We start from the raw sequence: 25,015 nt of genomic DNA, 5'->3' as shown, positions 1-25,015 counted from the left end.
TTAATGCTCTTTAAGAATGAAAAAAATTGTGATGACGGTGGAATAATAATAAATGAAAAGGAATAAATTTTTAAAAGTAGGTTGGGTGGGGTTACTGATAGTAACTATTTCGATGGTTACGCAGAGTCAGGCCAATTCCGCCATAAGCCAACAAGCTGACGTCCAGAATGTACAAGTCTATTTACAACAGATTATTGGTACTGGTTCATTTCGGAATCATCAAAATACTGCCGAATTAAATCGCGTTTCGGCTTGGATTAAAGAGCAAATGCGTCTGTTTGGTATTCCCTGTCAATTCCAGAATTATATTGTGAATCGGCAGAATTATCGCAACGTGGTCTGTTCATTAAATGTGGGCGCTGCCGAAAAAGTCATTGTTGGCGCGCATTATGATGTATTCGGTCAATTACAGGGAGCAGATGATAATGCATCTGGGGTCGCAGGAGTGATTGAAGCGGCTCGTATTTTGTCACAGGAAAAAAGCCACCTGAACCATAATGTAGAATTTGCTTTTTACACACTTGAAGAGCCTCCGTATACCAATACTGAATATATGGGCAGTTATGTACATGCCAAGTCGGTACAAGCACAGCGGGATAAGATTCGAGGGGTTTATATTCTAGAAATGATTGGCTTCTACGATGCAGCACAGGCGCAGGAATATCCTGTTGGATTGAAATGGATTTATCCAAGCCATGGCAACTTTATTGCAGCGGTAAGTGATATCGATTCGCGTGGGCTTGGTGAGAATTTTTGTGCTGCCATGCAGCAATTGGAATGTCAGCGTTTGGTCGCACCATCATTTACTCCAGGACTAAATTTTTCCAGCCATAGCAATTATTGGAATTATGATATTCCTGCCATTATGGTGACCGATACGGCCTTTTATCGGAATAAGAATTATCATACGGCTGCGGACACATTAAAGACTTTAAATCTTGAAAAGATGACCCAAGTGATTGATGGGTTGGTGCAAACGATATTGAAGTAAGTGATTTAAGATAAAGTGGGCTAGATCATTATTTGTGTAGAAAAGATAAAGAATAACAATAAAAAACGCAGTCCTTGAATAGTGTAAGGACTGCGATCAAAAGATTATCTGCCTGGAGAAACAGATAACCTTTAGGAATAAGAAACATACAGCACATATGCATTCTTACTAATATATATGGGGCTTTTTTCTGTTTTTTTCAAGTCTAATTTGTGAAAGGAAACTTGCTTAATACTCAAAGTCGCAACACACGATAATCTTAACGTATTTATGATACGCTGGTTTACTTCATGGAATGTAAACCAATCATATTTCCTTCTGTATCAAAAGCTAAAACAATAAATCCGTACTCAGCAATGGAAGTTTTTGTTTCATGGATTTTGCCACCCGCATCAGCAATTCGAGCAGCTTCATCTGCACAGTCTTCACATGAAAAATAGATTAATGTGCTATTCCCACCCGCGGCGATACCTGACATTTTCACCAAAGCGCCAGAAGCACCATAGGCTTGCATATCCGATGGGAAAGCCCACATTTGAAGCGAGTTACCCTCAGAAGGAGGAGTCAGTTCAGAGAGTTGAATATTAAATACTGCTTCATAAAATTGTTTGGCTCGGGCTATGTCATCGACATAAATTTCAAACCATCCGACAGGGTTTTTCATTTTAATGGTCCTACATCTATCCCTTGATCGAATTATTGTAGGAAATAAAAGCATAAAGATGTGTGGTGTTCTCTACAGTAAATTGTAATAAAAAAAAGAGAGCCGAAGCTCTCTTTTTTTATGATATTAAATTAGTGGCGTGCAGCTTTTTTGCCTTCATCGACCGCTTTCACTATTGGTGCTTTGACCAAAGGCTCAGGCATAGATGTCAACGCTAGTGGTAAAATTTCATCAATCGATTTCACCGCTTTAATCTCTAAACCTTCTTTAACATTGTCAGGGATTTCAGATAAATCACGGACGTTGTCTTGAGGAATGAAGACCAGCTTAATTCCACCACGGTGTGCAGCCAGAAGTTTTTCTTTCAAGCCACCAATGCGCATTGCACGACCACCGAGACTGGTTTCACCTGTCATGGCAATATCAGGGCGAATTGGAATGCCTGTGAAAGCAGAAACCAATGCCGTCGTTAACGCTAAACCAGCAGAAGGGCCATCTTTTGGTGTTGCACCTTCTGGTAAGTGAACGTGAACATCGGTTTCTTCGAAGCGTGTCGACTCGATGCCTAATTCATCTGCACGCGTACGCACGACGGTCATGGCTGCAGTAATCGATTCTTTCATTACATCACCAAGTGAACCCGTGGTAATGAATTTACCTTTACCTTTGACCGCTGCAACTTCAATGGTCAATAACTCACCACCGACTGAAGTCCATGCTAAACCGTTGACACGACCCACTTGTGCTTCATCTTCCGCCATACCAAAGTCAAACTTATGTGGACCTAAGTAGTCTGGAAGATTGGCCGAAGTCACATCAACTTGCAGGTTCTTCGCCTTCTTGCTGACCGCTTCTTTTACAACTTTACGGGCAATTTTAGAGACTTCACGCTCTAAGCTACGCACACCAGCTTCACGTGTATAACGTTGTACGATGTCACGAATTGCTTCTTCATGAACAGTCAATTCTTTCGCGCGTAGACCATTGTTCTTCATTGCTTTCGGAACAAGGTAGCGTTCAGCAATATTGATTTTTTCATCTTCGGTATAACCCGGCAGACGAATCACTTCCATACGATCCAGTAAAGCTTCAGGAATATTCATGCTGTTGGCAGTACAAATGAACATCACTTCAGACAAGTCCAGATCAAGATCTAAATAGTGATCGTTGAACTTACTGTTTTGTGATGGATCGAGTACTTCAAGCAACGCAGAAGCAGGGTCGCCACGGTAGTCTTGCGCCATCTTGTCAATTTCGTCGAGCAAGAACAATGGGTTCTTTACGCCAACTTTGGTTAACGATTGCACAATTTTACCCGGCATCGCACCGATATAAGTACGACGGTGACCACGGATTTCCGCTTCGTCACGTACACCACCCAGCGCCATACGGACAAATTCACGACCTGTTGCTTTGGCAACCGATTCACCCAGTGAAGTTTTACCTACCCCTGGAGGACCGACTAAACATAGAATCGGACCTTTGAGTTTTTTCACGCGCGATTGAACTGCGAGATATTCCACAATACGATCTTTCACGTCGTCTAAGCCGTAATGATCTGCATCGAGAATTTCTTGCGCTTTGCTTAAGTTAATGCTGACTTTGCTGGCTTTATTCCAAGGCGTATCTAAAATGGCCTCGATATAATTACGCACCACAGCCGCTTCACTAGACGCAGGTTGCATTGCTTTGAGTTTACGGAATTCACTTTCAGCTTTTTTACGCACGTGTTCAGGCAAGTCGGCTTCAGCAAGACGTTTTTCAATTTCAGCAACGTCATCTTCCGCGCCGCCATTCATGTCAGAAAGCTCACGCTGAATCACCTTCATCTTTTCATTGAGGAAGTATTCGCGTTGATTTTTCTCCATTTGACGCTTCACTGAGTCATGTAAAGTTTGCTCAATCTGTTGTTCTTCAGATTGCTGCAATAAATACGTCATCAGTTCTTGTAAATGTGCTTCAAATTCATCGTGCTCGAGGAATTTTTGTTTCACATCAATATTTAAAGGCACACGTGTTGCGACAAAGAACAATAATTGCAATAAATCTTCAATCTTGTTCGCAGCAGCAATCAGTTCACGTGCATTACGCAGTTTCGCTTCAGCATACTGAGCAAATAGGGCACGTAACTCTTGAACACGCGTTTCTTGGGTTGTTTCATCAATTTGAACAGACATTGGGCTGAGGGCATGTTCAGCAGTTAGATAATCATTTTCATCAATGATTTTTTCTAGCTTTGAACGATGTAAACCTTCAATTAATACTTTTATACAGTTTTCGTCATTCTCATGATTCACAACTTGCACAATCTTCGCGACAGTACCGTATTGATATAAGTTGTCGTGATCAATTTCTTCTGAAAGAGAATCTTTCTGAGCAACCACAAATACTAGATTGTCACTGTTACGAGCCACATCAACTGCATTGATCGATTTTTCACGACCTACAAATAGCGCGATTTGCATGTGTGGATACACCACCACATCACGTAACGCTAAAAGTGGTAATACACTTGGAACCTGAGGCTCTAAGGTTTCTTGATTCATAATAATTTCAGACATGGGCACTCCTAATGAGTGACAACGATGTTGCCATGTTTTTTATAGTGATGGGTATTTTAAAAAATACAAGGGTCGGTCAAAACAAATTGTATAAAAAATGACTAAACATTTGATTTTTGAGTATTCGCAACAGTCAAAAATGTCAATTTTAGCGTTTGAAGCGTAAATGTTGCTGAGCGGTAAGTAGCCCATCTAAAGGTTGATCCCATTTTTCTCGAATTAAGCGCTGTGGTACTAACTGGAAGTGATGGGCCAAACCGAGGCGAAACGGACGGTGATACGGCGCAGTAGCTAGGGTTTTATCGTAAAAACCACCCCCCATGCCAATGCGTGTGCCATAGGGGTCACAAGCCAATAACGGCATGAGCAGGAGGTCTAAATGTGAAACGTGCTGTCCACGTGTTGCCATGGGTTCTTGCATACCCAGCGGATGGTGGGAAAAGCGTTTATTTTGAAATTGATTGCGTGAAACTTTGACCCACACCAAGCGCTGGTTCATATTGCAAATCATTGGTAAATACACTGCTTTTTTTTGATGAAAACAATATTCAATGATTTTACGGGTCTGAATTTCCCCAAAAGCATGTAGGTAGATCCCGACACGCGTGGCATGTTTGAATTCGGGCACACGTCTTAGACGTTGTAAAATTTGCAGTTCGGACTGCTGCTGTTGATAGGCGGTAACTTGTCTACGTTGTTTGCGAAGCTGTTTTCTAAGTTGGGCAAGTTCAATCGACATGGTGAACGCAGTCCTGAGTATCGAAAAGGTGAGTGTTAAAGTGATCGCCAAATTAAAAGACAGCTTCTATTTATGATGCCGTCGTTGAGCCTTTTTTCAGTTCTTGCAAAATTGGGCAGCAACTGTCGGTGGTGGTTTTACATTCATCCACCCAACTTGAAAGACGCTGTTTCAGTGCATTTAATTCTTGAATCCGTTGATCAATTTTTTCCAGTCGTTGCTGAATCACGTCACGTACTTTTTCACGATCATTCAATTGTAAATGTAGTAGATCTTGAATTTCACTGAGCTGTAAGCCTGCATCTTTGCCTTTTTGAATAAAACTTAAGGTTTCAATGTCTTGCTGACTGTAATAGCGATAATTTTGTGTGGTTTCAGGAATGCGCATCAGACCAATCCGTTGATAATAACGAATGGTTTCTACATTGACCTGACAGTGTTTTGCCAGTTTGCCGATAGTGAGCATAAAATAATCTCCAAAAGGCTTGACTCAGTACCTAGGTACAGACTTTATGCTAACACAATCAAAAAATAAAAGGTGAGTCAGAATGAGTGAGCAACACAAAACGTCTTGCTGTTCCAAACAGAAATTGGCGCCGATGGTGGTGAATATTGATCCTGTTTGCGGTATGACGGTAGCAGAGGATTCTCCACATGTGTATGAGCATCAATCAGTTCGTTATTTGTTTTGTTGCTCAGGCTGTTTAAAGAAATTTGCGGCTAATCCTGAGGCTTACTTAAGCTCAGAAAAACAAGCAAGCACTTGTTGCAGTAAACCGAAAACAGAGATAAGCGATGCTTCATCGCAGGTGAAAGAGGAAAGTGCTGTAGTGACTTCCAAAGCTTGTGGTTGCGGATCAAAAGCTGTGTCAGATGCAGAGAAGACCACATTTACTGACCCTGTGTGTGGCATGACCGTGACAGATTTAACTAAACCGCATACTGAATGGCAGAATCAGAACTACTATTTTTGTAGTGAAAAATGTCAGCAAAAATTCATTGCCAATCCAGAGGCTTATGTAAAAACTGAAGATGCAGTATCGGTGTCTACTTCTACTGCGGGCTGTTGTGGTTCGACCTCGAAAGTGGCTGAGGAAAAAACGTCCTGTTGTGCGCCCAAACCGCAAACAGAACCAGACAGCAAAGCCAGCTGTTGTGCACCCAAACCTAAAGCAGAAGCTGCCAAAAGTAGCTGCTGTGGGGGAGGAACGCATGAACATCCTGCTCCATCAGGGTCATCCACATTTATTGACCCCGTCTGCGGTATGTCCGTTGATCCGAATACAGAGTTAAAAACAGATTATCAGCAACAGACCTATTATTTCTGTAATCCTTCCTGCCTAGATAAGTTTAAGGCTGACCCTGAGCTTTATCTGATTCCACCCGATCAGCGTCCTGTGCCTGAAGGGGCTGCGGATATGGACTATACCTGTCCGATGGATCCTGAGATTGTGCAAAAAGGACCGGGCACGTGTCCGATTTGTGGTATGGCGCTGGAGCCGATGCAACCGACTTTAGATGATGCACCCAACCCTGAATTGGTGGATTTTAGCCATCGCTTTTGGATGACTTTACCACTGACGTTGATTGTGTTTGTTTTGGCGATGGGTTCACATATTCATAGTTTCATTTCACCGCATATTCAGCCGTGGATTGAGCTGGTCCTCGCGACTCCTGTGGTGCTGTGGGCGGGTAAACCGTTTATTGAACGTTGCTGGACCTCGTATAAAACCCGCAACTTGAATATGTGGAGCCTGATTGGGGTTGGGGTATTAGCCGCCTATATTTATAGTGTCGTGGCGACCATCTTCCCAAGCCTGATTCCGATGGCAGCCAAAACAGGGCATGGCGTCGCGGTGTATTATGAAGCGGCCTGTATGATTGTATCTCTGAGTTTGCTTGGTCAAATCATGGAGCTGAAAGCCCGTGCCAAGACCGCAGATTCACTGAAAGCTTTACTCAAATTGCAAGTCAACACCGCCAAGTTGGTTCAAAACGATCAAGTGATTGAAGTAGATATTGGCATGGTCAAACAAGGCGATATTTTACAGATTTCCTCAGGTGATCAGATTCCACTGGATGGCGTAGTGGTAGAAGGCAAAACTTATGTCGATGAAGCCATGATGACGGGTGAACCTGTGCCAGTGAAAAAGCAAGTGCATGACACAGTCATTGGCGGCACAGTGAATCAGCAAGGCAGCATCCGTATACAAACCAAGGCAGTCGGGGCGAATACCACTTTAGCCAAAATGATTCAAACGGTGGCAGAAGCACAGCGTTCTAAAGCACCGTTACAACGTTTGGCCGATGTATTTGCCAAGTATTTTGTGATTGTGGTGTTGTTGATTAGTGTGCTGACCTTCGTTGCATGGATGGTGTTTGGTGGTGCGCAGTTTGACTTGGCATTGATGTGTGCGGTGGCAGTACTGATTATTGCCTGCCCATGTGCGCTTGGTTTAGCGACGCCAATGTCGGTGATGGCCACGACAGGGCGTGCAGCACAAAAAGGGGTACTGTTTAAAGATGCGGAAGCGATTGAAGCGTTAAGTAAAGTGAATACGCTGATTGTCGACAAAACTGGAACCTTGACGGAAGGTAAACCAAGCCTTAAAGAAATTCAGTTGCTCAGCCCAAATGTGGAACAAATGCAAGTTGAACAGTGGATTGCCTCGATTGAGCAATATTCAAGTCACCCGATTGCTCAAACTCTGACTCAAATTGTTCCTGCACAGCAGTTGCTAAAAGTAGAAGACTTTGAAGATGTCACTGGCTTTGGCGTCAAAGGTCAGATTGGCGAGAAAACCCTGTATATCGGCAGTCAAAAGTTGCTTGAGCAACTCGGTATTACGATAGACACTACTTTACAAAGCCAGTTAGACCAGCAACGTGCGATAGGTAATGTCATCAGTTTCTTAAGCAATAGCCAAGAGGTACTGGCGTATATTTCTATCCACGACGCGATTAAAGCCAATGCGCAGCAAGTGATTCAGCAATTGATTGATGATGGCATTGAAGTGGTGATGGCAACAGGTGACCATGAGAAAAATGCGCAATTGGTGGCAAAAGAGTTAGGCATTCAGCATGTGCATGGCAATTGTACCCCAATCGAAAAATTGGAGCTTGTGAAGAAATATCAAGCCCAAGGTAAGATTGTGGCCATGGCGGGTGATGGGATTAATGATGCGCCAGCGCTTGCCCAAGCCAATGTCGGGATTGCGATGGGCAATGGAACTGATATTGCCAAACAGACGGCACAAGTGACGTTGGTCAAAGGTGATATTCGTGGAGCAGCCGATGCCCTGCATATGGCGAAACTCGGTGTCCGTAACATGAAACAGAACCTAGCTTTTTCTTTTGTGTATAACGGTTTGGGAGTACCTGTTGCAGCAGGGATTTTCTACCCATTAACGGGTTTGTTACTCACCCCGATGTTAGCCGCAGTGGCGATGTCGCTCAGTTCATTGTCTGTGGTTTTGAATGCCTTGCGTTTGCAAAAGGCGAAATAAGTCCAGCAGCATATAAATGGTAACAAAAGCCTCAAGCATTTCCTTGAGGCTTTTTTCCGTTTACGGCATAACAGATAGAACAAAACAAAAACTGAAGTGTCGACAATAAAACTCAAGGGTCATTCAGGACAACGTCGTGATTGGACTCAACCCAAGTGTTGATAGAGCAGGTCACGACATGGATATAAAAATTGCAGTTCTATCACAGAATAAGCATGGAAATAAGATTTAAGATATTGAATTAAAATAAATTTTATAAGTGTTGTGTGGAAACATCTTCAGAACGGATACCCGATATGATTTTACTTAAACGTTGTCAAGTCTTCGTCCATCACATTTGCAACTCTAATACCAAAGTTGTTGACAATCTTGTTGCATTTTAATTTATTTGTGCTTATTTTAGCTAATAATTGATCTGATTGTTGACAATATGCAAATTGACGAGCTGTCTCCACAGACAAAACAAGTCGCTACAGCGACTTTAACCGACCAGATTTTCAGAAAAATTCAAACTGCGATTGTGAGTGGTGAAATTGCAGCGGGGAGTAAAATTTCTGAACCTGAGCTGGCGCGTGTGTATGGCATCAGTCGTGGTCCTTTACGGGAAGCGATCCACCGCTTAGAAGGGCAAAAATTGGTGGAGCGCACCGCTCATGTTGGTGCACGCGTCGTGTCTTTATCGCATCAACAATTGTTTGAGCTGTATCAAATTCGTGAAAACTTGGAAGGTTTGGCTTGCCGTTTGGCTGCACAAAGCATCGACAAACAGCAGATTTTAAATTTGCGTGAAGTGCTGCACTTACATGCGCAAGACCCGAATTTTAAAGAAGGTAAGGGCTATTACTTACAAGAAGGTCAGGACGATTTTCATTATTGCATCATCAAGAATTGTGGCAATAAAACTTTGGAAAAGATGTTATGTGATGAGTTGTATCACCTGATTCGGATGTATCGAATTCAGTATTCCAAAACGCCCAATCGTCCGCATCGAGCCTTGTCGGAACATATCCGTATTTTAGATGCCATTGCCGATGGTGATGCAGAACTGGCGGAATTACTGATGCGGCGCCACATTGCTGCGTCTTATCAAAACATTGAACAAAACCTAATTTAATGATGAAGAGAGAGGGAGGACGTATGTCAACGTTATCAGCAGGGCAGAAATTCCGTGATGCGGTTGCAAGTGAACATCCACTACAAGTGGTCGGAACCATCAATGCTAATCACGCCTTATTGGCAAAGCGTGCAGGTTACAAAGCCATTTATTTATCTGGCGGTGGTGTAGCAGCCGGTTCTTTGGGTTTGCCTGACTTAGGTATTAGTAACCTCGATGATGTACTGACGGATGTACGCCGTATTACCGATGTATGTGACTTGCCTTTATTGGTTGATGCCGACACAGGTTTTGGTGCTTCAGCATTTAACATTGCCCGTACTACAAAAGCACTCATCAAGTTTGGTGCAGCGGCTATGCATATTGAAGACCAAGTCGGTGCGAAACGTTGTGGTCACCGTCCAAACAAAGCCATTGTTTCACAACAAGAAATGGTAGACCGTATTAAAGCGGCGGTTGATGCACGTGGTGATGACAAGTTCGTGATTATGGCGCGTACCGATGCTTTGGCGGTAGAAGGTTTGCAAGCTGCAATTGACCGTGCAGGTGCTTATATTGAAGCAGGCGCGGACATGTTGTTCCCAGAAGCGATTACCGAATTGGCGATGTATAAACAATTTGCTGCTGCAACGCATGTTCCAATTTTGGCAAACATTACTGAATTCGGTTCTACGCCATTATTCACCACAGAGGAATTGGCTTCTGCGGATGTCAGCATTGCGCTTTATCCACTGTCGGCTTTCCGTGCCATGAACAAGGCAGCGGAAAATGTCTACACCACTTTACGTAAAGAAGGCACACAAAAGAACGTGGTCGATACTATGCAAACGCGTCAAGAATTGTATGACCGCATTAACTACCATGCGTTTGAACAATACCTTGATGCCTCTTTTGTTAAAAATAAATAACAGTTTAACCATAAAAATCTTTGTGTCAGTCTAGGAAATAAAACTGACGCAAAGCATAAAAACGAATTGATCCACCCAATGGAAGAAGGAAGATCTCATGAATGCAACAACAAACGGATTCAAGCCTAAAAAATCAGTCGCACTTAGCGGGCAAGTAGCGGGCAATACAGCCCTGTGTACTGTTGGACGTAGCGGTAACGACTTGCACTACCGTGGTTATGACATTTTAGACCTTGCCGGTCAAAGCGAATTTGAAGAAGTGGCTTACCTTTTGGTTCATGGCAAATTACCGAATAAAGCGGAACTCAAAGCCTATAAAAATAAACTGAAAGCACTTCGTGGTTTACCTGCATCACTTAAAGCAGCTTTAGAACAGCTCCCACCGTATGCACACCCAATGGACGTGATGCGTACAGGTGTTTCGGTTCTTGGTTGCTTAACCCCAGAACATGAAGACCATAACTATGCGGGTGCACGCGACATCGCAGACAAGTTAATGGCATCTTTCGGTTCAATGTTGCTTTACTGGTACCACTTTAGCCACAACGGCAAACGCATTGAAGTGGAAACCGATGATGACTCAATTGGTGCGCACTTCCTGCATTTGTTACACGGTGAAAAACCATGTGAACAATGGATTCAAGCGATGCATACGTCGTTGATTTTGTACGCAGAGCATGAGTTTAATGCATCTACCTTCACTTCACGTGTGATTGCAGGTACAGGTTCAGATATGTACTCAACTATCGCAGGTGCAATTGGTGCATTACGTGGTCCGAAACATGGTGGTGCGAACGAAGTTGCATTCGTGATTCAACAGCGTTACGACAACGCAGACGAAGCAGAAGCAGACATTCGTAAGCGTGTAGAAAATAAAGAAGTGGTGATTGGTTTTGGCCATCCTGTTTACACCATTGCTGACCCACGTAACGAAGTGATTAAGCAAGTCGCACTTGAATTGGCCAATACGCAAGAAAACAAAAAAATGTATTTGATTGCGGAACGTTTAGAAGCCGTGATGAAAGAAGTGAAAAACATGTTCCCGAACCTTGACTGGTTCAGTGCGGTGAGCTACCACTTAATGGGCGTTCCAACGGCTATGTTCACCCCATTGTTCGTGATTGCACGTACTGCGGGTTGGTCTGCACATGTAATCGAACAGCGTCAAGATGGCAAGATTATTCGTCCTAGCGCGAACTACACAGGCCCTGAAAACCTCGAATTTAAACCATTGGCGGAGCGTGGTTAATGAACACAAAATACCGTAAACTGCTGGCAGGTACTCAGCTTGAATATTACGACGTGCGTCAAGCCGTAGAAGATATTCAGCCAGGCGCATACGAAAAACTGCCTTACACTTCTAAAGTGTTGGCAGAGCAGCTTGTACGTAAAGCTGATGCAGAAAATTTAACTGATTATTTAACGCAGTTGATTGAACGCCGTCAGGACTTGGACTTTCCTTGGTACCCTGCGCGTGTGGTGTGTCACGACATCTTGGGGCAAACAGCATTGGTTGACCTTGCAGGCTTGCGTGATGCAATTGCTGACAAAGGGGGAGATCCATCTAAAGTCAACCCAGTGGTGCCAACCCAGCTCATCGTGGATCACTCTTTGGCCGTGGAATATGGTGGTTTTGACCCAGACGCTTTTGCAAAAAACCGTGCTGTTGAAGACCGTCGTAACGAAGACCGTTTTCACTTTATTGAGTGGACCAAAACAGCATTTAAAAATGTCGATGTGATCCCTGCGGGGAACGGTATCATGCACCAAATCAACTTGGAGAAAATGTCTCCAGTGATTCAGGCGCGTGATGGCGTGGCGTTCCCAGACACATGTGTAGGTACAGACTCACACACACCACATACAGACGCTTTGGGCGTAATCTCTGTCGGTGTCGGTGGTTTAGAAGCTGAAAATGTCATGTTGGGTCGTGCATCTTGGATGCGTCTACCCGACATTATTGGTGTTGAGCTTGTGGGTCAGCGTCAAGCAGGCATCACCGCAACAGACATCGTGTTGGCACTCACTGAGTTCTTACGTAAAGAGCGTGTAGTCGGTGCTTACCTTGAGTTCTTTGGTGAAGGGGCTGACAGCATGTCTGTGGGCGACCGCGCAACCATTTCCAATATGACCCCAGAATATGGCGCTACGGCTGCAATGTTCTACATCGACCAGAACACGATTGACTACTTACGCCTAACAGGCCGTGAAGATGCTCAAGTGGCATTGGTTGAACAGTACGCAAAAGAAATCGGTCTTTGGGCATCGGACATGACCAAAGCCGAGTACCCACGTGTACTTCGTTTTGATCTTTCAACAGTAACGCGTAACATTGCAGGTCCATCAAACCCACATGCACGTGTATCTACTGCTGACTTGAAAGAGAAAGGTATTGCAGGCGTGGTTGAGCACCGTACGGATGGCTTAATGCCAGATGGTGCAATCATCATTGCTGCGATTACTTCATGTACCAATACCTCAAACCCACGTAACACCGTGGCCGCAGGTTTATTGGCGCGTAAAGCAAATGAGCTAGGTTTAGTGCGTAAACCTTGGGTGAAATCATCATTTGCACCGGGTTCAAAAGCAGCAGCTTTATATCTTGAAGAAGCGGGTGTTCTAAAAGACTTAGAGCAACTGGGTTTTGGTATTGTGGCGTATGCTTGTACGACATGTAACGGGATGTCGGGTGCGTTAGATCCAGTCATCCAACAAGAAATCATTGACCGTGACTTGTACGCAACAGCGGTACTTTCGGGTAACCGTAACTTTGATGGCCGTATCCATCCATATGCAAAACAAGCGTTCTTGGCATCTCCACCGCTTGTCGTGGCGTATGCAATTGCAGGGACCATTCGTTTTGACATCGAAAAAGATGCTTTGGGTCATGACAAAGACGGTAACCCGATTTACCTGAAAGACATCTGGCCATCGGATGCTGAAATTGATGCACTCGTTAAAGAAGCTGTGAAACCTGAACAGTTCCGTAAAGTCTACATTCCAATGTTTGACTTAGGCGTAAGCGTAGAAGCCGAAAGTCCCCTTTATGACTGGCGCCCACAAAGTACTTACATCCGCCGTCCGCCATATTGGGAAGGGGCGTTGGCTGCACCTCGTACTTTAGCGAACATGCGTCCACTTGCCATTTTGGGTGACAACATCACCACAGACCATTTATCGCCTTCAAACGCGATTATGATGGATTCGGCTGCGGGTGAATACCTTCATAAAATGGGCGTACCTGAAGAAGACTTCAACTCATACGCAACCCACCGTGGTGATCACTTGACTGCACAACGTGCAACATTTGCCAACCCGAAATTGTTTAATGAAATGGTTCGTCGTTCTGACGGTACGATCAAGCAAGGTTCAAAAGCGCGTGTAGAGCCAGAAGGCGAAGTGATGCGGATGTGGGAAGCGATTGAAACCTACATGAACCGTAAGCAACCGCTGATCATCATTGCGGGTGCTGACTACGGTCAGGGTTCAAGCCGTGACTGGGCTGCGAAAGGTGTACGCCTTGCAGGTGTTGAAGCCATTGTAGCAGAAGGTTTTGAGCGTATTCACCGTACTAACTTGGTGGGTATGGGTGTGTTACCGCTTGAGTTTAAAGCAGGTGTAAACCGCAAGACTTTAAAATTAGATGGTACAGAGCTTTATAGCGTGATTGGTAATATCGCGCCACGTTCGACTTTAACTTTAGTGATTGAGCGTGCAACGGCTGAAGGTAAGAGTGAGATTGTGGAAGTGCCTGTCACTTGCCGTTTAGATACAGAAGAAGAAGTTTCTGTATATGAAGCGGGTGGTGTGCTTCAGCGTTTTGCTCAGGACTTTTTGGAAAGCCAAGAAGAGAAAGAGCAATTAAGAGCTTAATTATTAAAAGTATTTGAATTTGTTAAAAAAAAGCCCTACAGTTATGTGGGGTTTTTTGATGTGAAAAATAATGATTGAACATGGGAATTATCTTCTTGATATAAAAGAAGAGATAGGTAGTGGTGGCTTTGGATTAGTTGAGCGGGTAGAGCTTTATAATTCTAAAATGGAGCGCTGTCCTGGTCAGTTTGCTAGAAAAAGTCTTGCTGCAGATCCATATATATATACGAGTCAAGGCGTAGTACGCGCTGATATTATTAAAAGATTTGAACGTGAAATTCTTTATCAAGAAAAGTGTCCTCATAAAAATATAGTACCAATATATTTGCATTCTATAGACAATAATAATCCATGGTATCTAATGGATTTAGCTGACAAAGATTTGAGTAAAGAGATTAAAGCAAATAGATTAAATAAGGTAGAAAAAATACATGCTTTTAGATGTGTATTGAATGGTGTTAAATGTATCCATGATAACGATTTGTTACATCGAGATATTAAACCAAGAAATGTTTTAAAGTTTGATGATACTTATAAAATAGGTGATTTCGGGTTGGTTAAGAATTTAATGCAAGATCCTAATTCAATTGTATTAACTCGAATTAACGATCCTGCGATGGGGACAGAAAGATATATAGCACCTGAATGTGGTGGACAGCAATACAGTCCACAAAGTGATATTTTTGCTATAGGGGTGCTTTTAGAGGAATTAGCGATAGATAATGAGTTTGACTCAATGATTGAAAAAGCTACAAATCGTCGTCCATCAAAACGATACAATAATATAGATGAAATACTTACGGAATTAGATTCATTAGTTGGGGTAGAAGAATGATTAGTTTGTTTAGAAGTGCAGCTTTTTCTTATCCAAAGATTGATTCAAAGCAAAATGAGGATAGCATTTTAGTTGCAAAAAAAGTTAATGATGGCTTTATTCTTGCTGTAGCTGATGGAGTTGGTTCGTATGAAGGAGCTTATCATGCATCATCTAACACTATTGAATATTTAAATAAATTAAAAAGCTTTGATTTTAGTGATGGTGAAACTTTATTTTCTGAGTTAAAAGATAGCCTCAGAAAAATAACAACTAATAATGAGAATTATAAGAATGCAGCAACTACTCTTACCCTTGCCTATTTAAATAAAGATAAATTATATATTGCTCATATTGGTGATTGTCGTTTATATGTTTTAATTGATAATAAGCTACAGTGTTTAACAAAAGATCATACGCAACATCAAAAATTCTTAGATGAAAAAATTTATACAAAGAAAGAGCTAAAAGAATTGGATGGCGGAAATATTATAACCTCTGCTATTTCTGAAAAATTTTTACGTAAATATGACTTTTTTAGTATTTCCTTGTCTGACTTAGTTCAAAATGATGGAAAACTATCCTTATTTTTAATGTCGGATGGAGCTCATCATTATTGGGAGGAGCGTCCGAGATTCTCTATCAACACAATGAAAAATATATTGAGATTCAGTAATAGTTTATCTAATAGGATACTAAATAAGGGTTTAATAGATGATTCTTCATTTGTTGGTGCAGAATTTATAGTTGCTGAAAAAATATAGTATTAAGGTTTTGATAATTATGAGTTGAATTTTAAAAGATTTAGGTCTTTATTTTTTAGAATTGATAGGTGTTAGTTTTTTATTTAAAAAATACCTATCATTCGTTTTTTTACTTTATAGTGGTAGATTTATGACACAGTCGTTTTGAATATGTATATATTATTTTAATTCTTACAATTGAAATGAGCAGTTAGATATAAATTTTTTTCAAAATTCTTTGGCATAAAGGCTATAATAATTTTTTGGATAGTTATTATTTTTTATTCTAAGAGGATTTCACTTTTTAAAGTCCATTACACATTTTATAACTGTGGTGCACTTCTATATTAAGTATTATATTTTCTATGTTTGATGTATAGATATAGAATCTTTATTGATTAACTTGGCATTGTTGAAGTATTCGGTGAGTTAGTCATTAATTATTTACTGACCCCTGCGGTCACAAAATAGACTCTACAATCTCAAAAGCTTGTCTATACTCTGTTCACCATTTCTAAAACACATGGAGAACAAAAATGGTTACTGCTGGCTCTAAACCTGGAACAGGTTTCTATTTTTGTGTTCAATGCGGACACCGCACCTATTTAGAAATTGGTACAGACCGTTTACCCCCGTGTACCAAATGCCTTGGCAATCAATTTAACAACAAGATTGCCTAAGCTGCTCACTGCAAACAGTGATCCGCTGTTTTGAATCAAGCCCTGTCACACACGATAGGGCTTTTTATTTACATCAAGAAAAGGGTTGAAGGGAACGAAACCTGATTTACGCTTTCAAGTATATCTACCGCTATGAGAGTAAGTTCACGATCAATGGCTCTAAAGAACAGGGCATATGCAATCTAAAGCATTATTTATGTTCATAAAGTAATCAAAGTTTCGCTTAAATGATTAAATTTTATTTGGCTCACCAATTTTTTGAATACATCATTTCTTACATTTATGACGCCATTATTTTTAAAAATGATCAATAGACATTGGGCATAAGTGCGTTATACTAGGTACACCATTTCTAAAACAACATAAGGAGGACAAAAATGGTTACTGCTGGCTCTAAACCTGGAACAGGCTTCTATTTTTGTGTTCAATGCGGACGTCGAGTCTACTTAGAAATTGGTACTGATCGTTTACCCCCGTGTACCAAATGCGCTTGCACTCAATTTCAAAAATAAAAGTGATTAAGCAACAACATTAAAACAGATATCCCTGTTTTAAAAAAAGCCCTATTCATCCATAGGGCTTTTTGTTGTCATGAACAATATAAAGATATATGACTCGGTATGCAGTCATCTCAATTGGGCACATTATTAATTGAACTCTTGTGCTAAAAGCTGTCCTTCTGTGGTGAGTTTTTCTGCCATTTCCGCCGTTTTTTTCAAACCTGGCATACGGAATTCAGTATGACCATAGTCATGAATGGACTTCCAGCGTCCGCCCCAAGTTAAACCGACCGATTCGGCAACTTCACCATATAGTTGATAGCCTTTCCAAGCCCAAGGGTCACGTTCAGAAATTACCACTTTGCCATCCCGTTTAAATGCTACATCCGCAGCCAAGCCAAATTGGTGATAGCTCTGGAAGGCTTTAGCACGCGTGGTATTTTTATTGCCAGAAAGCATATTTTGACGTGCAGGACTACGGTAACCTTCTAACAATACCAGTTCATAACCATAACGTTCCTGCATGATTTTAAACACCATCAATAGCCGTTGCTTGTAGCGTAAATTCATTCGATCCCATTTACGGTCAATCAATGAACTATCAAAATGCCCATGACTTTGTTCAAATGTCGTATCACGTTCTAAAGAGAACGGTTGAGCCGTGACACTATTGTTCTGTGCTTGATACTGCTGTTCTAGTTGCATGGCTTCAACAATTGCAGCATCTACCAACTGTTCATCGACCTCTGGTGGCGGTGTCAGTATTTCACCATTCAATAAGGCATAAATTTGTGGGTCGACTTGTTCCAGATAATTGGCCTCGACTTTGGTGGGATCAATGGGACGGGTAAAGGCAAAAAGCAGAATACTGCCCAATAAAAAGAATCCAGCAATTAAAATCCACCATTGTTGTAAATGCCAATGGGTTTGAGTTTGTTCGGCAGAAGCAGCATAGCTCATTTCTTGCGCAAACTGACGTGCGTGCCCAAGCTTTTGTTTGCTGCTGGGTAGAATCATCCGTACATAATTTAGGGTTCGCAGCCGAAGCTCGTAAGACATTAACAAGCTCAAACCAATCACCAACGCCAGAAAGCTACAGCCAATAAAAATAATCATCTTAGTTTGACTGTACATCAGGTGATGATGGATGTGAGGTCGATACTTGAGGCTGAGCCAATTCAACTTCTTTATCCAACTGATTTAATAGCGCAGGTTTCACTACGCCTTGTGCTGGTGGCTTTGCCGTTGGGGACACAGGTTGATGTTTCTGCACTTTTCTTTCGATTGCGCTCGCTTCTTTGTTCGCTAATTCCGGTTGCTGACCCAGATTGGCAAAAGGTGAGCTGTTTTGAGTATGCGTATTTGGATTGGTCGTAGTATTCACGGAGTGCTTAAACAGTGCGGACATTTCTTGTTCATTGATTTGATTCGGATAATCAATATCCTCATCTGCTGTGGTCGCATTTTCGATTGGCTTCGTTTCGAGGGAAGATGAATCTGTAACGGTCTCCACGTGATCACGCTCTATCTCAGACGGTACGGTTTTTTCAGCATTTTGAGCATAAAGATAAAAACCGAAAAATCCACAACTTAAAATAATGCCACCCACAAACCCTGCAATCACATAAATGCTTGAACGTTTTTGTGGTTTTGCAGGGTTCGCTTTTAAAATGCGTAGGTTATTTTGTTTTTCTTGAGCCATGTGCCACCAACAATTTAAGGTAAATAAATCGTAATGTTGGCCTGTTCTGTAGGCGTACTAATTACATTGTTAAATGGTACAAGCGACTTTTGCGTTTGCTGGTTAAGCGAATACCTTAGACCTGCAAAAGCCAAAAGGCTAAAAATCAATAAAAATAGGATAATCCAGACGAAAGGAAGTTCACGATGAATGATGTTTTTGATTTGATCAGGTAGAGCCGAAAAAGGCGAGAACGCTGCTTTTTTCCCTTTTAAGTAATCAATTTCATCTCCAATTCGTGCCACCAAATGGTTTAGACTTTCAATCGATTCAATCCGATATTTACCTTGAAAGCCCAACAGCAAGCAATAATGGAAAACTTCGAGTGAGGCGAGTCGGTCTTTACCTTTGCTACGCAGTTGCTCCAAAAGTTCAAAGAATTGATAACCTGCCAGTTGTGAACCAAACAGACTCAATTGCAGTGGGTTAATTAACCATAGATTTTGCAAATTAAAAAATGCATCGTTTTGCTGCGTGACAATGGTTTCATCCAACAAGGCACAATAGGCATATTTGGCATCATGAATATCTTCGGCAGAAAATTGTAATTTGCGTGCCTGCTGTTCAAAGCGGTGTAATAAATCCAGAACTTTTTGTCTAAATTGTTCTGGTTGTTGGGGGACATATTGGTTTCTTAATAAAAAAACCACATAAAAGCCATCATAGAGTAAATCAATGAGGCAGGATGTCGGCTTCACAATCGCAGAGTGATAAGGCAAGGTATTTGAACCAATTTGACCATCATCAAATAAAGAGGGTGCCTGACTAGAAGAATTCATTTTTATTATTCCTTAGCTATTCATCACAGCAATTAATTCAATACTAATGTCTTGGAAACCAGATGGGACATAAATACAAATGGTTTCAGAAGACAACATCTGCTGGTAAAGCTCATGATGAGGTTCAATTTCAAAATAACTCACCCCTGAACGTACAGGAATGGCCGTAGGAACCTGCATTAAGTGATGTAATGGAATCGCAGGAAGTGCTGCAACCACACGTTGTTCGACGTCAATGGTACTGCCTACTTTAAAGCGTAAAGGAACAATTTGAATCAGTTCATGCGTTTGCATCATGCTACTAGAGACAGAAACATACAGTCGGGTATCTCGGGTAATTTTGTCAGTTTCAAGACTACCGACCCAGTACGATGGACGTGTTTCTTTGAGGTGAATACTGATGTAGCGGTTTGAAATAATCGTATCGAGTAAGTCACGTAAAATTTGTTCTAAATCACTGAAACTCTGTTGCAACTGGTGATGTTGGTATTTGGGCAGTTGATCTACTTCATAGACGGAGGAGAAAGTCAGTAAAGAACCAGTTAATCGTAACAGTTCAGAAAATAAGCGTTCAGGGTGAATCTGAGGGTGTTGAAAAATGTGGTTGAGGCTGGAATATGCTGTATTAAGTGCATTGACCAACCAAAAAGACACAATATCGCCAGAACGAAATTCAATCAGTTTTTGTTCATTTTCACGATTATTAGATTGAATAGTTTTAATCTTGGCACGGATGATATTCAGCAGGCGTTTCAACTGGTTTAACAATGCCGCATTCGATTCAATATGTAATAACGGCGGAATAAACTTCGGGTCAAGTTCAAAATGTCCCGAACTTTGGCGTTTAATCATGCCAACGGGTAGATACAAGAAACCATCCATTTCATGGGTTGGCATTATATGTGGTTCTAATAACTTAAATTCTGCACGACGTTGTAGCAGAGAAATCTCAGCAGGAGATGCATCGGTAAACAGGTCATGGGTTTCAGTCAAGTAACAGTGATAACGACTCGGCTGGGTACTTTTCTCATATGACACATTCTTTTTATTGGCTTGTACAATCGGAATCGCCAAATAAATTTGCATTTCACCTTGCAAGTTTAAATGGTCCAATAAAATGGGTTCAGGTAAAAGGTCACGTGAGGGAGCGGCATAAATTTCCCCGTCTTGCCAGATCATTTCAATAGCTTCTAAAGCCAAAACATTTAAGGTCAATTGGCTTTCATCGAAGGTAATTTTTTGAATACCGTAGGCAAAAGGGATGGTCGCGCGAATAGTATGATTTAGATGCTGTTCGTGATAACGGTCTTGTAATTGAAAGTGCTGAGGACGTAAAAACAAACCTTCGCCCCAAAGAATTTTTTCTGCTTTAAACATGTCAATTACCAGTTACTTGTTTCATTGTTGATTGATGAGATGCCCAATAATTCTTGAACAGATTCAAGTGGATTTTCCTGTTTAATGACCTGAGCTAACCATTCATGTAAAGGCATTTGGCTCCATTTAACCGTCTTTTGCAGCATATAACTCACTGGGCTATGCGGTTCATGGGTTTGGAAATAATCGGCAATGTCTTGTAAAACTTTGATGGCTTGTTCCCGATTCTGTAAATGACTTTGCGGGGAAGGTTGAAAACCTTGTTGTGAATGCAGGGGCATAGCGAAAGCTGTTTCGGTTTGAGGTAATTGACTGGTATCTGTTGATACTTCAAGCGTAGATGAAGTGTCTAAAGTGTCAGATCCATGTTGAAATTGATCGGCTTTATAAATTTTCTTTAAGGATTTATGAATATCTTCAAGTTGTGAATCGATATGCGCAAAGCTCGGAGCTTCCAGTTGCATGAGTTGATCTAGTACCTGTTTTAAGGTTTCCCAATGCAATAAAAGTTGTTCAAAACTTTGGTAATTCTGTACTTGTACTGTTCGAGAGCTCTGCGCTAGCGCGAGGTCAAATTGCTCAAGTTGATTCGAAAATACCGTATCATCATCTGCTTGTTTTCTTTGATTGTTATTTTGATAAAGAAAATTATCATAATCACATAAAGAATAAGCTGGCGAACTTTCAATGAGCGGTGTTTTTTTGATTAATAGTGGGAGTTGATTGACTAAACCTTTTAATAATCCCAAGCGTTGATCTAAGTCATCTTCTTCAATTGCAGGGTGTAATTTGAGCCAGAATTGTTCTAATAAGCGGTGTGATAGTTCCAGACTCTTCGCTAAGCCATGAAAACCATATAAATTTGCCCATGCTTCAGATAACCAAGTGAGCAGTCGAATATCTTTGGTTTTTTCAATCAGAAGTTGGCAGCTTTGTTCTGCAACAAAATTCCAGTCTGCTTGTTTCGGTTCCGTAATCCAGTCGCCTAAGATCAAAGATGGATCATCCTCGGTCTTGGCCTTTTTTATCGCATGAAATTCATTGGAAAAGGATAAATCTTCCCCACATGCTTTTGCACCCGAAATGGGTTCGAGTAACTTGTCTAACTCTATATTCATAGTACGAAATAATCCAATTTACGTTTTATACAGTTTCAGCTTTGACTGCTTTGGCTTTTTTCTTTTTAGATGGTTTCATTTTAGGATCAAGAACATAGATGAACTCGTCATTCTGTACGTCTATCCAAATTTGGTTTGGTAGCTTTTGTTCGCTTAAAGCCAGTAAAATTTCTGTCGCTAAAGCCGGCAGAATCGAGGCATTTAAAATATGATCTACATTTCTGGCACCGCTATCGACTTCAGTGCAACGGCTAAGTAATAGCTCACTGACATCATCGCTATACTGAACCTGCACCTGATATTGCTGTTCAATGCGTTGAATAATTTTTCCTAATTTATGCTCAATAATTTGAATTAAAAGATCATCATGTAAGGGGAAATACGGAACAATTTGCATGCGACCTAAAAATGCAGGTTTAAATTGCTGATATAAACTTGGTTTCAATTTATCAAGTAGTTGCTCAGCAGTAGGCCATTGCTCGACAGGATGATTGAGACAGGCTTGCATGATGCTGCTGGAGCCTGTATTTGAAGTCAGTAAGATCGTTGTATTTTTAAAATCAATGACACGCCCTTCACCATCTTCAAGTGTGCCTTTGTCAAAGACTTGGAAAAATAATTCTTGCACATCCTGATGTGCTTTTTCAATTTCATCCAGTAAAACCACACTATACGGATTTCGACGTACAGCTTCGGTCAATACGCCACCTTGACCATAACCTACATAACCCGGAGGCGAACCTTTTAACGAGGAAACAGTATGGGCTTCTTGGTATTCAGACATATTGATGGTAATCAGATGCGATTCACCACCATATAATTCCTGTGCCAGTGCCAGTGCTGTTTCAGTTTTACCTACACCACTTGGTCCCACTAACATAAACACACCTTGTGGTTTATTGGGATCTTCAAGTTTGGCTTTTGCTGTTTTAATCCCCTGAACCAAGAGTTTTAACGCATAATCTTGACCCATGACACGTTGTTCAAGTTTACTTTCTAAACTAAGTATTTGCTTAATTTCATCACTGACCATGTTTCCAACAGGAATACCCGTCCAATCAGAAATAATTTCATTGATGATGGTGGCATTTACACGGTCAAAAACGAGCGGATTATGGTTGTGTAATTGGAGCAGTTTGAATCTTAGTTCAGCAATTTGTTCATTGCAGTTAACCGCTTGGCTATCTTGTAAAGCTTGAATTTGTTTGACCAAAGCCAATTCTTGTTGCCATTTTTGTTGTATAGCTTGAATATTTTGTTCTAAAGACTGAATGGTTTCTTGAATGCTGTTTAGACGTTCTTCATGAATTGGATTGCTTTGGTGTTCATTCTGTAGAATACGCAGCTCTAGTTTCAGATTATGTAATTGGGCTTGAAATTGGTCTAATTGAACGGGTTGAGCATTTTGAGTCAGTGCGACACGTGCAGCCGCAGTGTCTAAAACACTGATGGCTTTATCGGGAAGTTGACGCCCAGTGATGTAACGATGTGATGCATGAACGGCAGTCACAATCGCTTCATCATCAATTTGCAGCTTAAAATGTTCAGTCATAACTGGAATCATGGCGCGTAGCATATCAATTGCGACGGCTTCGGTCGGTTCTTCAACCTGAATGACTTGAAAGCGACGACTTAACGCAGCATCTTTTTCAAAGTATTGTTTATATTCTGCCCAAGTGGTCGCGGCAATAGTGCGCAGTTCACCACGAGCTAGTGCAGGTTTAAGTAAATTTGCAGCATCATTTTGCCCCGCTTGTCCTCCTGCACCAATCAGTGTATGTGCTTCATCAATAAATAAAATAATAGGATGACTTGAACGTTGAACTTCCTGAATAATTTGTTTCAGTCTATTTTCAAACTCGCCTTTTACACTGGCTCCTGCTTGTAATAACCCCATATCTAAGGTGTGAAGTTGTACATTTTTGAGCGCATTTGGAACGGAATTTTGTGCAATTTTTAAAGCCAGTCCTTCAACAACCGCTGTTTTTCCGACGCCTGGTTCGCCAGTTAAAATCGGGTTATTTTGTCGACGTCGCATCAGGATATCGAGCATGAGGCGAATTTCATGTTCGCGCCCAATTACAGGGTCAATTTGCCCATTTTGTGCTTTTTGCGTCAAGTTGACGGTGTATTGATCTAAGGCAGGCGTTTGCGAAGTTGATGGTTGGGTGGGGCGAGGTAGAAGATCAGTTTCAGACTGGGCTGTTGGCGTTGTATGACATTCGGTACTGTTCCGACAGATCTCTAAAAACTGATGTTTTATCGTGTCGATTGGCAACATGATCAAATGTGCAGATGCTCGGGTTGCAATCTGATGTAAATCAGTCGCGGTAAGTAATGCAATCAATAAATGACTAGTTCGAATGACGGGTATTTTCTCTGCGGACGCCACTAACCAAGCTTGTTCGAATAGGCGAACGATAGACAAAGCAAAAATAGGGGTACGTGTGTTGCCTTTAGGCAATAATGCAATACTTTGGCTTAAGTCATTTAGCAGTTTTTCATGTGAGATTTTGTATTTTTTTAAGACGAGTTGCAGATCATTAGCTGAATTTTGTTTCATCAATTCAGTTAGTAAATGCTCAATCTCTATTTCAAAATTTTGTTGAGAAACACAAAAGTTCGCTGCCTTCTCTAAAGCTTCACGTGTAGGAATAGAGAGTTTTGTAATTAAAACTTTTAAATTATTCATTATGGATCTCAGCTTTTGAGACTAAGATTTGAATCACTACTTTAATACGAATATTTTTATTGGTTAAGTTATTAATAATAAAGTAATAATCAAATTTTCTTAGTCAAAAAAATCATAACTTTCTAGCATGAAAAATTATGTTTTTAAGTAATTGGTATAAAGTTGTGCGAATCATATATCATAAAATTTAAGAAAAAAAGTGTTATTTAAGGTTA

Annotated in this window: 20 protein-coding genes; 10 read left to right on the top strand and 10 right to left on the bottom strand. The window is 41.2% G+C overall.

What is annotated here, in order from left to right; all coding sequences use genetic code 11:
• Window positions 1-52: 52 nt before the first annotated feature.
• Window positions 53-991, top strand: a complete 939-nt coding sequence (locus E0H94_RS13795; RefSeq protein WP_131327049.1) for a M20/M25/M40 family metallo-hydrolase — start codon at window positions 53-55, stop codon at window positions 989-991.
• A gap of 283 nt (window positions 992-1,274) precedes the next feature.
• Here E0H94_RS13795 and E0H94_RS13790 read toward each other — a convergent pair whose 3' ends face one another.
• From E0H94_RS13790 to E0H94_RS13775, 4 genes are all read right to left on the bottom strand, one after another.
• A complete protein-coding gene (locus tag E0H94_RS13790) occupies window positions 1,275-1,655 on the bottom strand; it encodes a VOC family protein (protein ID WP_131327048.1) in 381 nt (126 codons plus the stop codon).
• A gap of 131 nt (window positions 1,656-1,786) precedes the next feature.
• Window positions 1,787-4,216 carry an endopeptidase La gene (lon, locus tag E0H94_RS13785; protein ID WP_131327047.1) on the bottom strand — a complete coding sequence of 810 codons (2,430 nt, stop codon included), beginning with the start codon at window positions 4,214-4,216 and terminating at the stop codon, window positions 1,787-1,789.
• Window positions 4,217-4,364: 148 nt separating this feature from the next.
• Window positions 4,365-4,955 (bottom strand): 5-formyltetrahydrofolate cyclo-ligase, encoded by a 591-nt coding sequence (locus E0H94_RS13780; RefSeq protein ID WP_131327046.1) that lies wholly within the window; start codon window positions 4,953-4,955, stop codon window positions 4,365-4,367.
• A gap of 70 nt (window positions 4,956-5,025) precedes the next feature.
• A complete protein-coding gene (locus E0H94_RS13775; protein ID WP_131327045.1) occupies window positions 5,026-5,421 on the bottom strand; it encodes a MerR family transcriptional regulator in 396 nt (131 codons plus the stop codon).
• 82 nt (window positions 5,422-5,503) lie between these two features.
• On the opposite strand from E0H94_RS13775, the gene E0H94_RS13770 reads away from it, so the two are divergent.
• From E0H94_RS13770 to E0H94_RS13730, 9 genes are all read left to right on the top strand, one after another.
• Window positions 5,504-8,461, top strand: a complete 2,958-nt coding sequence (locus tag E0H94_RS13770) for a heavy metal translocating P-type ATPase (protein ID WP_131327044.1) — start codon at window positions 5,504-5,506, stop codon at window positions 8,459-8,461.
• 430 nt (window positions 8,462-8,891) lie between these two features.
• Window positions 8,892-9,575 (top strand): GntR family transcriptional regulator, encoded by a 684-nt coding sequence (locus tag E0H94_RS13765; RefSeq protein WP_131327043.1) that lies wholly within the window; start codon window positions 8,892-8,894, stop codon window positions 9,573-9,575.
• Between the two features lie 23 nt (window positions 9,576-9,598).
• Entirely contained in the window at window positions 9,599-10,483 is an 885-nt protein-coding gene (gene prpB, locus E0H94_RS13760) for a methylisocitrate lyase (RefSeq protein WP_131327042.1), read from the top strand.
• A 97-nt stretch (window positions 10,484-10,580) separates the two neighbouring features.
• Window positions 10,581-11,732 (top strand): 2-methylcitrate synthase, encoded by a 1,152-nt coding sequence (prpC, locus tag E0H94_RS13755; RefSeq protein ID WP_131327041.1) that lies wholly within the window; start codon window positions 10,581-10,583, stop codon window positions 11,730-11,732.
• On the top strand, window positions 11,732-14,356 hold the full coding sequence (gene acnD / locus E0H94_RS13750) for a Fe/S-dependent 2-methylisocitrate dehydratase AcnD (protein ID WP_131327040.1): 2,625 nt from the start codon (window positions 11,732-11,734) through the stop codon (window positions 14,354-14,356). Before prpC ends, acnD begins: the two co-directional genes overlap by 1 nt.
• Window positions 14,357-14,426: 70 nt before the next feature.
• Window positions 14,427-15,191, top strand: coding sequence for a protein kinase domain-containing protein (locus E0H94_RS13745; RefSeq protein ID WP_131327039.1), 765 nt, complete (start codon window positions 14,427-14,429; stop codon window positions 15,189-15,191).
• Window positions 15,188-15,934 (top strand): PP2C family protein-serine/threonine phosphatase, encoded by a 747-nt coding sequence (locus tag E0H94_RS13740; protein WP_131327038.1) that lies wholly within the window; start codon window positions 15,188-15,190, stop codon window positions 15,932-15,934. The genes E0H94_RS13745 and E0H94_RS13740 overlap by 4 nt, the downstream gene beginning before the upstream one ends.
• Before the next feature lie 515 nt (window positions 15,935-16,449).
• Window positions 16,450-16,593, top strand: coding sequence for a zinc ribbon-containing protein (locus E0H94_RS13735; protein ID WP_205679301.1), 144 nt, complete (start codon window positions 16,450-16,452; stop codon window positions 16,591-16,593).
• A 362-nt stretch (window positions 16,594-16,955) separates the two neighbouring features.
• Entirely contained in the window at window positions 16,956-17,105 is a 150-nt protein-coding gene (locus E0H94_RS13730; RefSeq protein ID WP_319922776.1) for a zinc ribbon-containing protein, read from the top strand.
• A gap of 135 nt (window positions 17,106-17,240) precedes the next feature.
• On the opposite strand, the gene E0H94_RS13725 is transcribed toward E0H94_RS13730, so the two are convergent.
• Genes E0H94_RS13725 through tssH form a run of 6 tightly spaced genes read right to left on the bottom strand, consistent with a single transcriptional unit; the run spans window position 17,241 to window position 24,800 of the window.
• Complete coding sequence (locus E0H94_RS13725; RefSeq protein ID WP_131327036.1) at window positions 17,241-18,209, bottom strand: M15 family metallopeptidase; 969 nt, start codon at window positions 18,207-18,209, stop codon at window positions 17,241-17,243.
• Window position 18,210: 1 nt separating this feature from the next.
• Window positions 18,211-18,795, bottom strand: a complete 585-nt coding sequence (locus tag E0H94_RS13720; protein ID WP_131327035.1) for a hypothetical protein — start codon at window positions 18,793-18,795, stop codon at window positions 18,211-18,213.
• 14 nt (window positions 18,796-18,809) lie between these two features.
• Window positions 18,810-19,613, bottom strand: a complete 804-nt coding sequence (locus tag E0H94_RS13715; protein WP_131327034.1) for a DotU family type IV/VI secretion system protein — start codon at window positions 19,611-19,613, stop codon at window positions 18,810-18,812.
• A 12-nt stretch (window positions 19,614-19,625) separates the two neighbouring features.
• Entirely contained in the window at window positions 19,626-20,990 is a 1,365-nt protein-coding gene (tssK, locus tag E0H94_RS13710; protein ID WP_131327033.1) for a type VI secretion system baseplate subunit TssK, read from the bottom strand.
• Window positions 20,991-20,995: 5 nt separating this feature from the next.
• Window positions 20,996-22,108, bottom strand: a complete 1,113-nt coding sequence (gene tssA / locus E0H94_RS13705) for a type VI secretion system protein TssA (protein WP_131327032.1) — start codon at window positions 22,106-22,108, stop codon at window positions 20,996-20,998.
• A 25-nt stretch (window positions 22,109-22,133) separates the two neighbouring features.
• The gene (gene tssH, locus E0H94_RS13700) at window positions 22,134-24,800 is read right to left on the bottom strand and encodes a type VI secretion system ATPase TssH (RefSeq protein ID WP_413773020.1); all 2,667 of its coding nucleotides are present in this window, start codon (window positions 24,798-24,800) and stop codon (window positions 22,134-22,136) included.
• Window positions 24,801-25,015 lie beyond the last annotated feature (215 nt).

This window comes from Acinetobacter sp. ANC 4173 (genome assembly GCF_004331255.1).
Classification (GTDB): Bacteria; Pseudomonadota; Gammaproteobacteria; order Pseudomonadales; family Moraxellaceae; genus Acinetobacter.
This window is presented reverse-complemented; position numbering and strand designations above follow the sequence as displayed.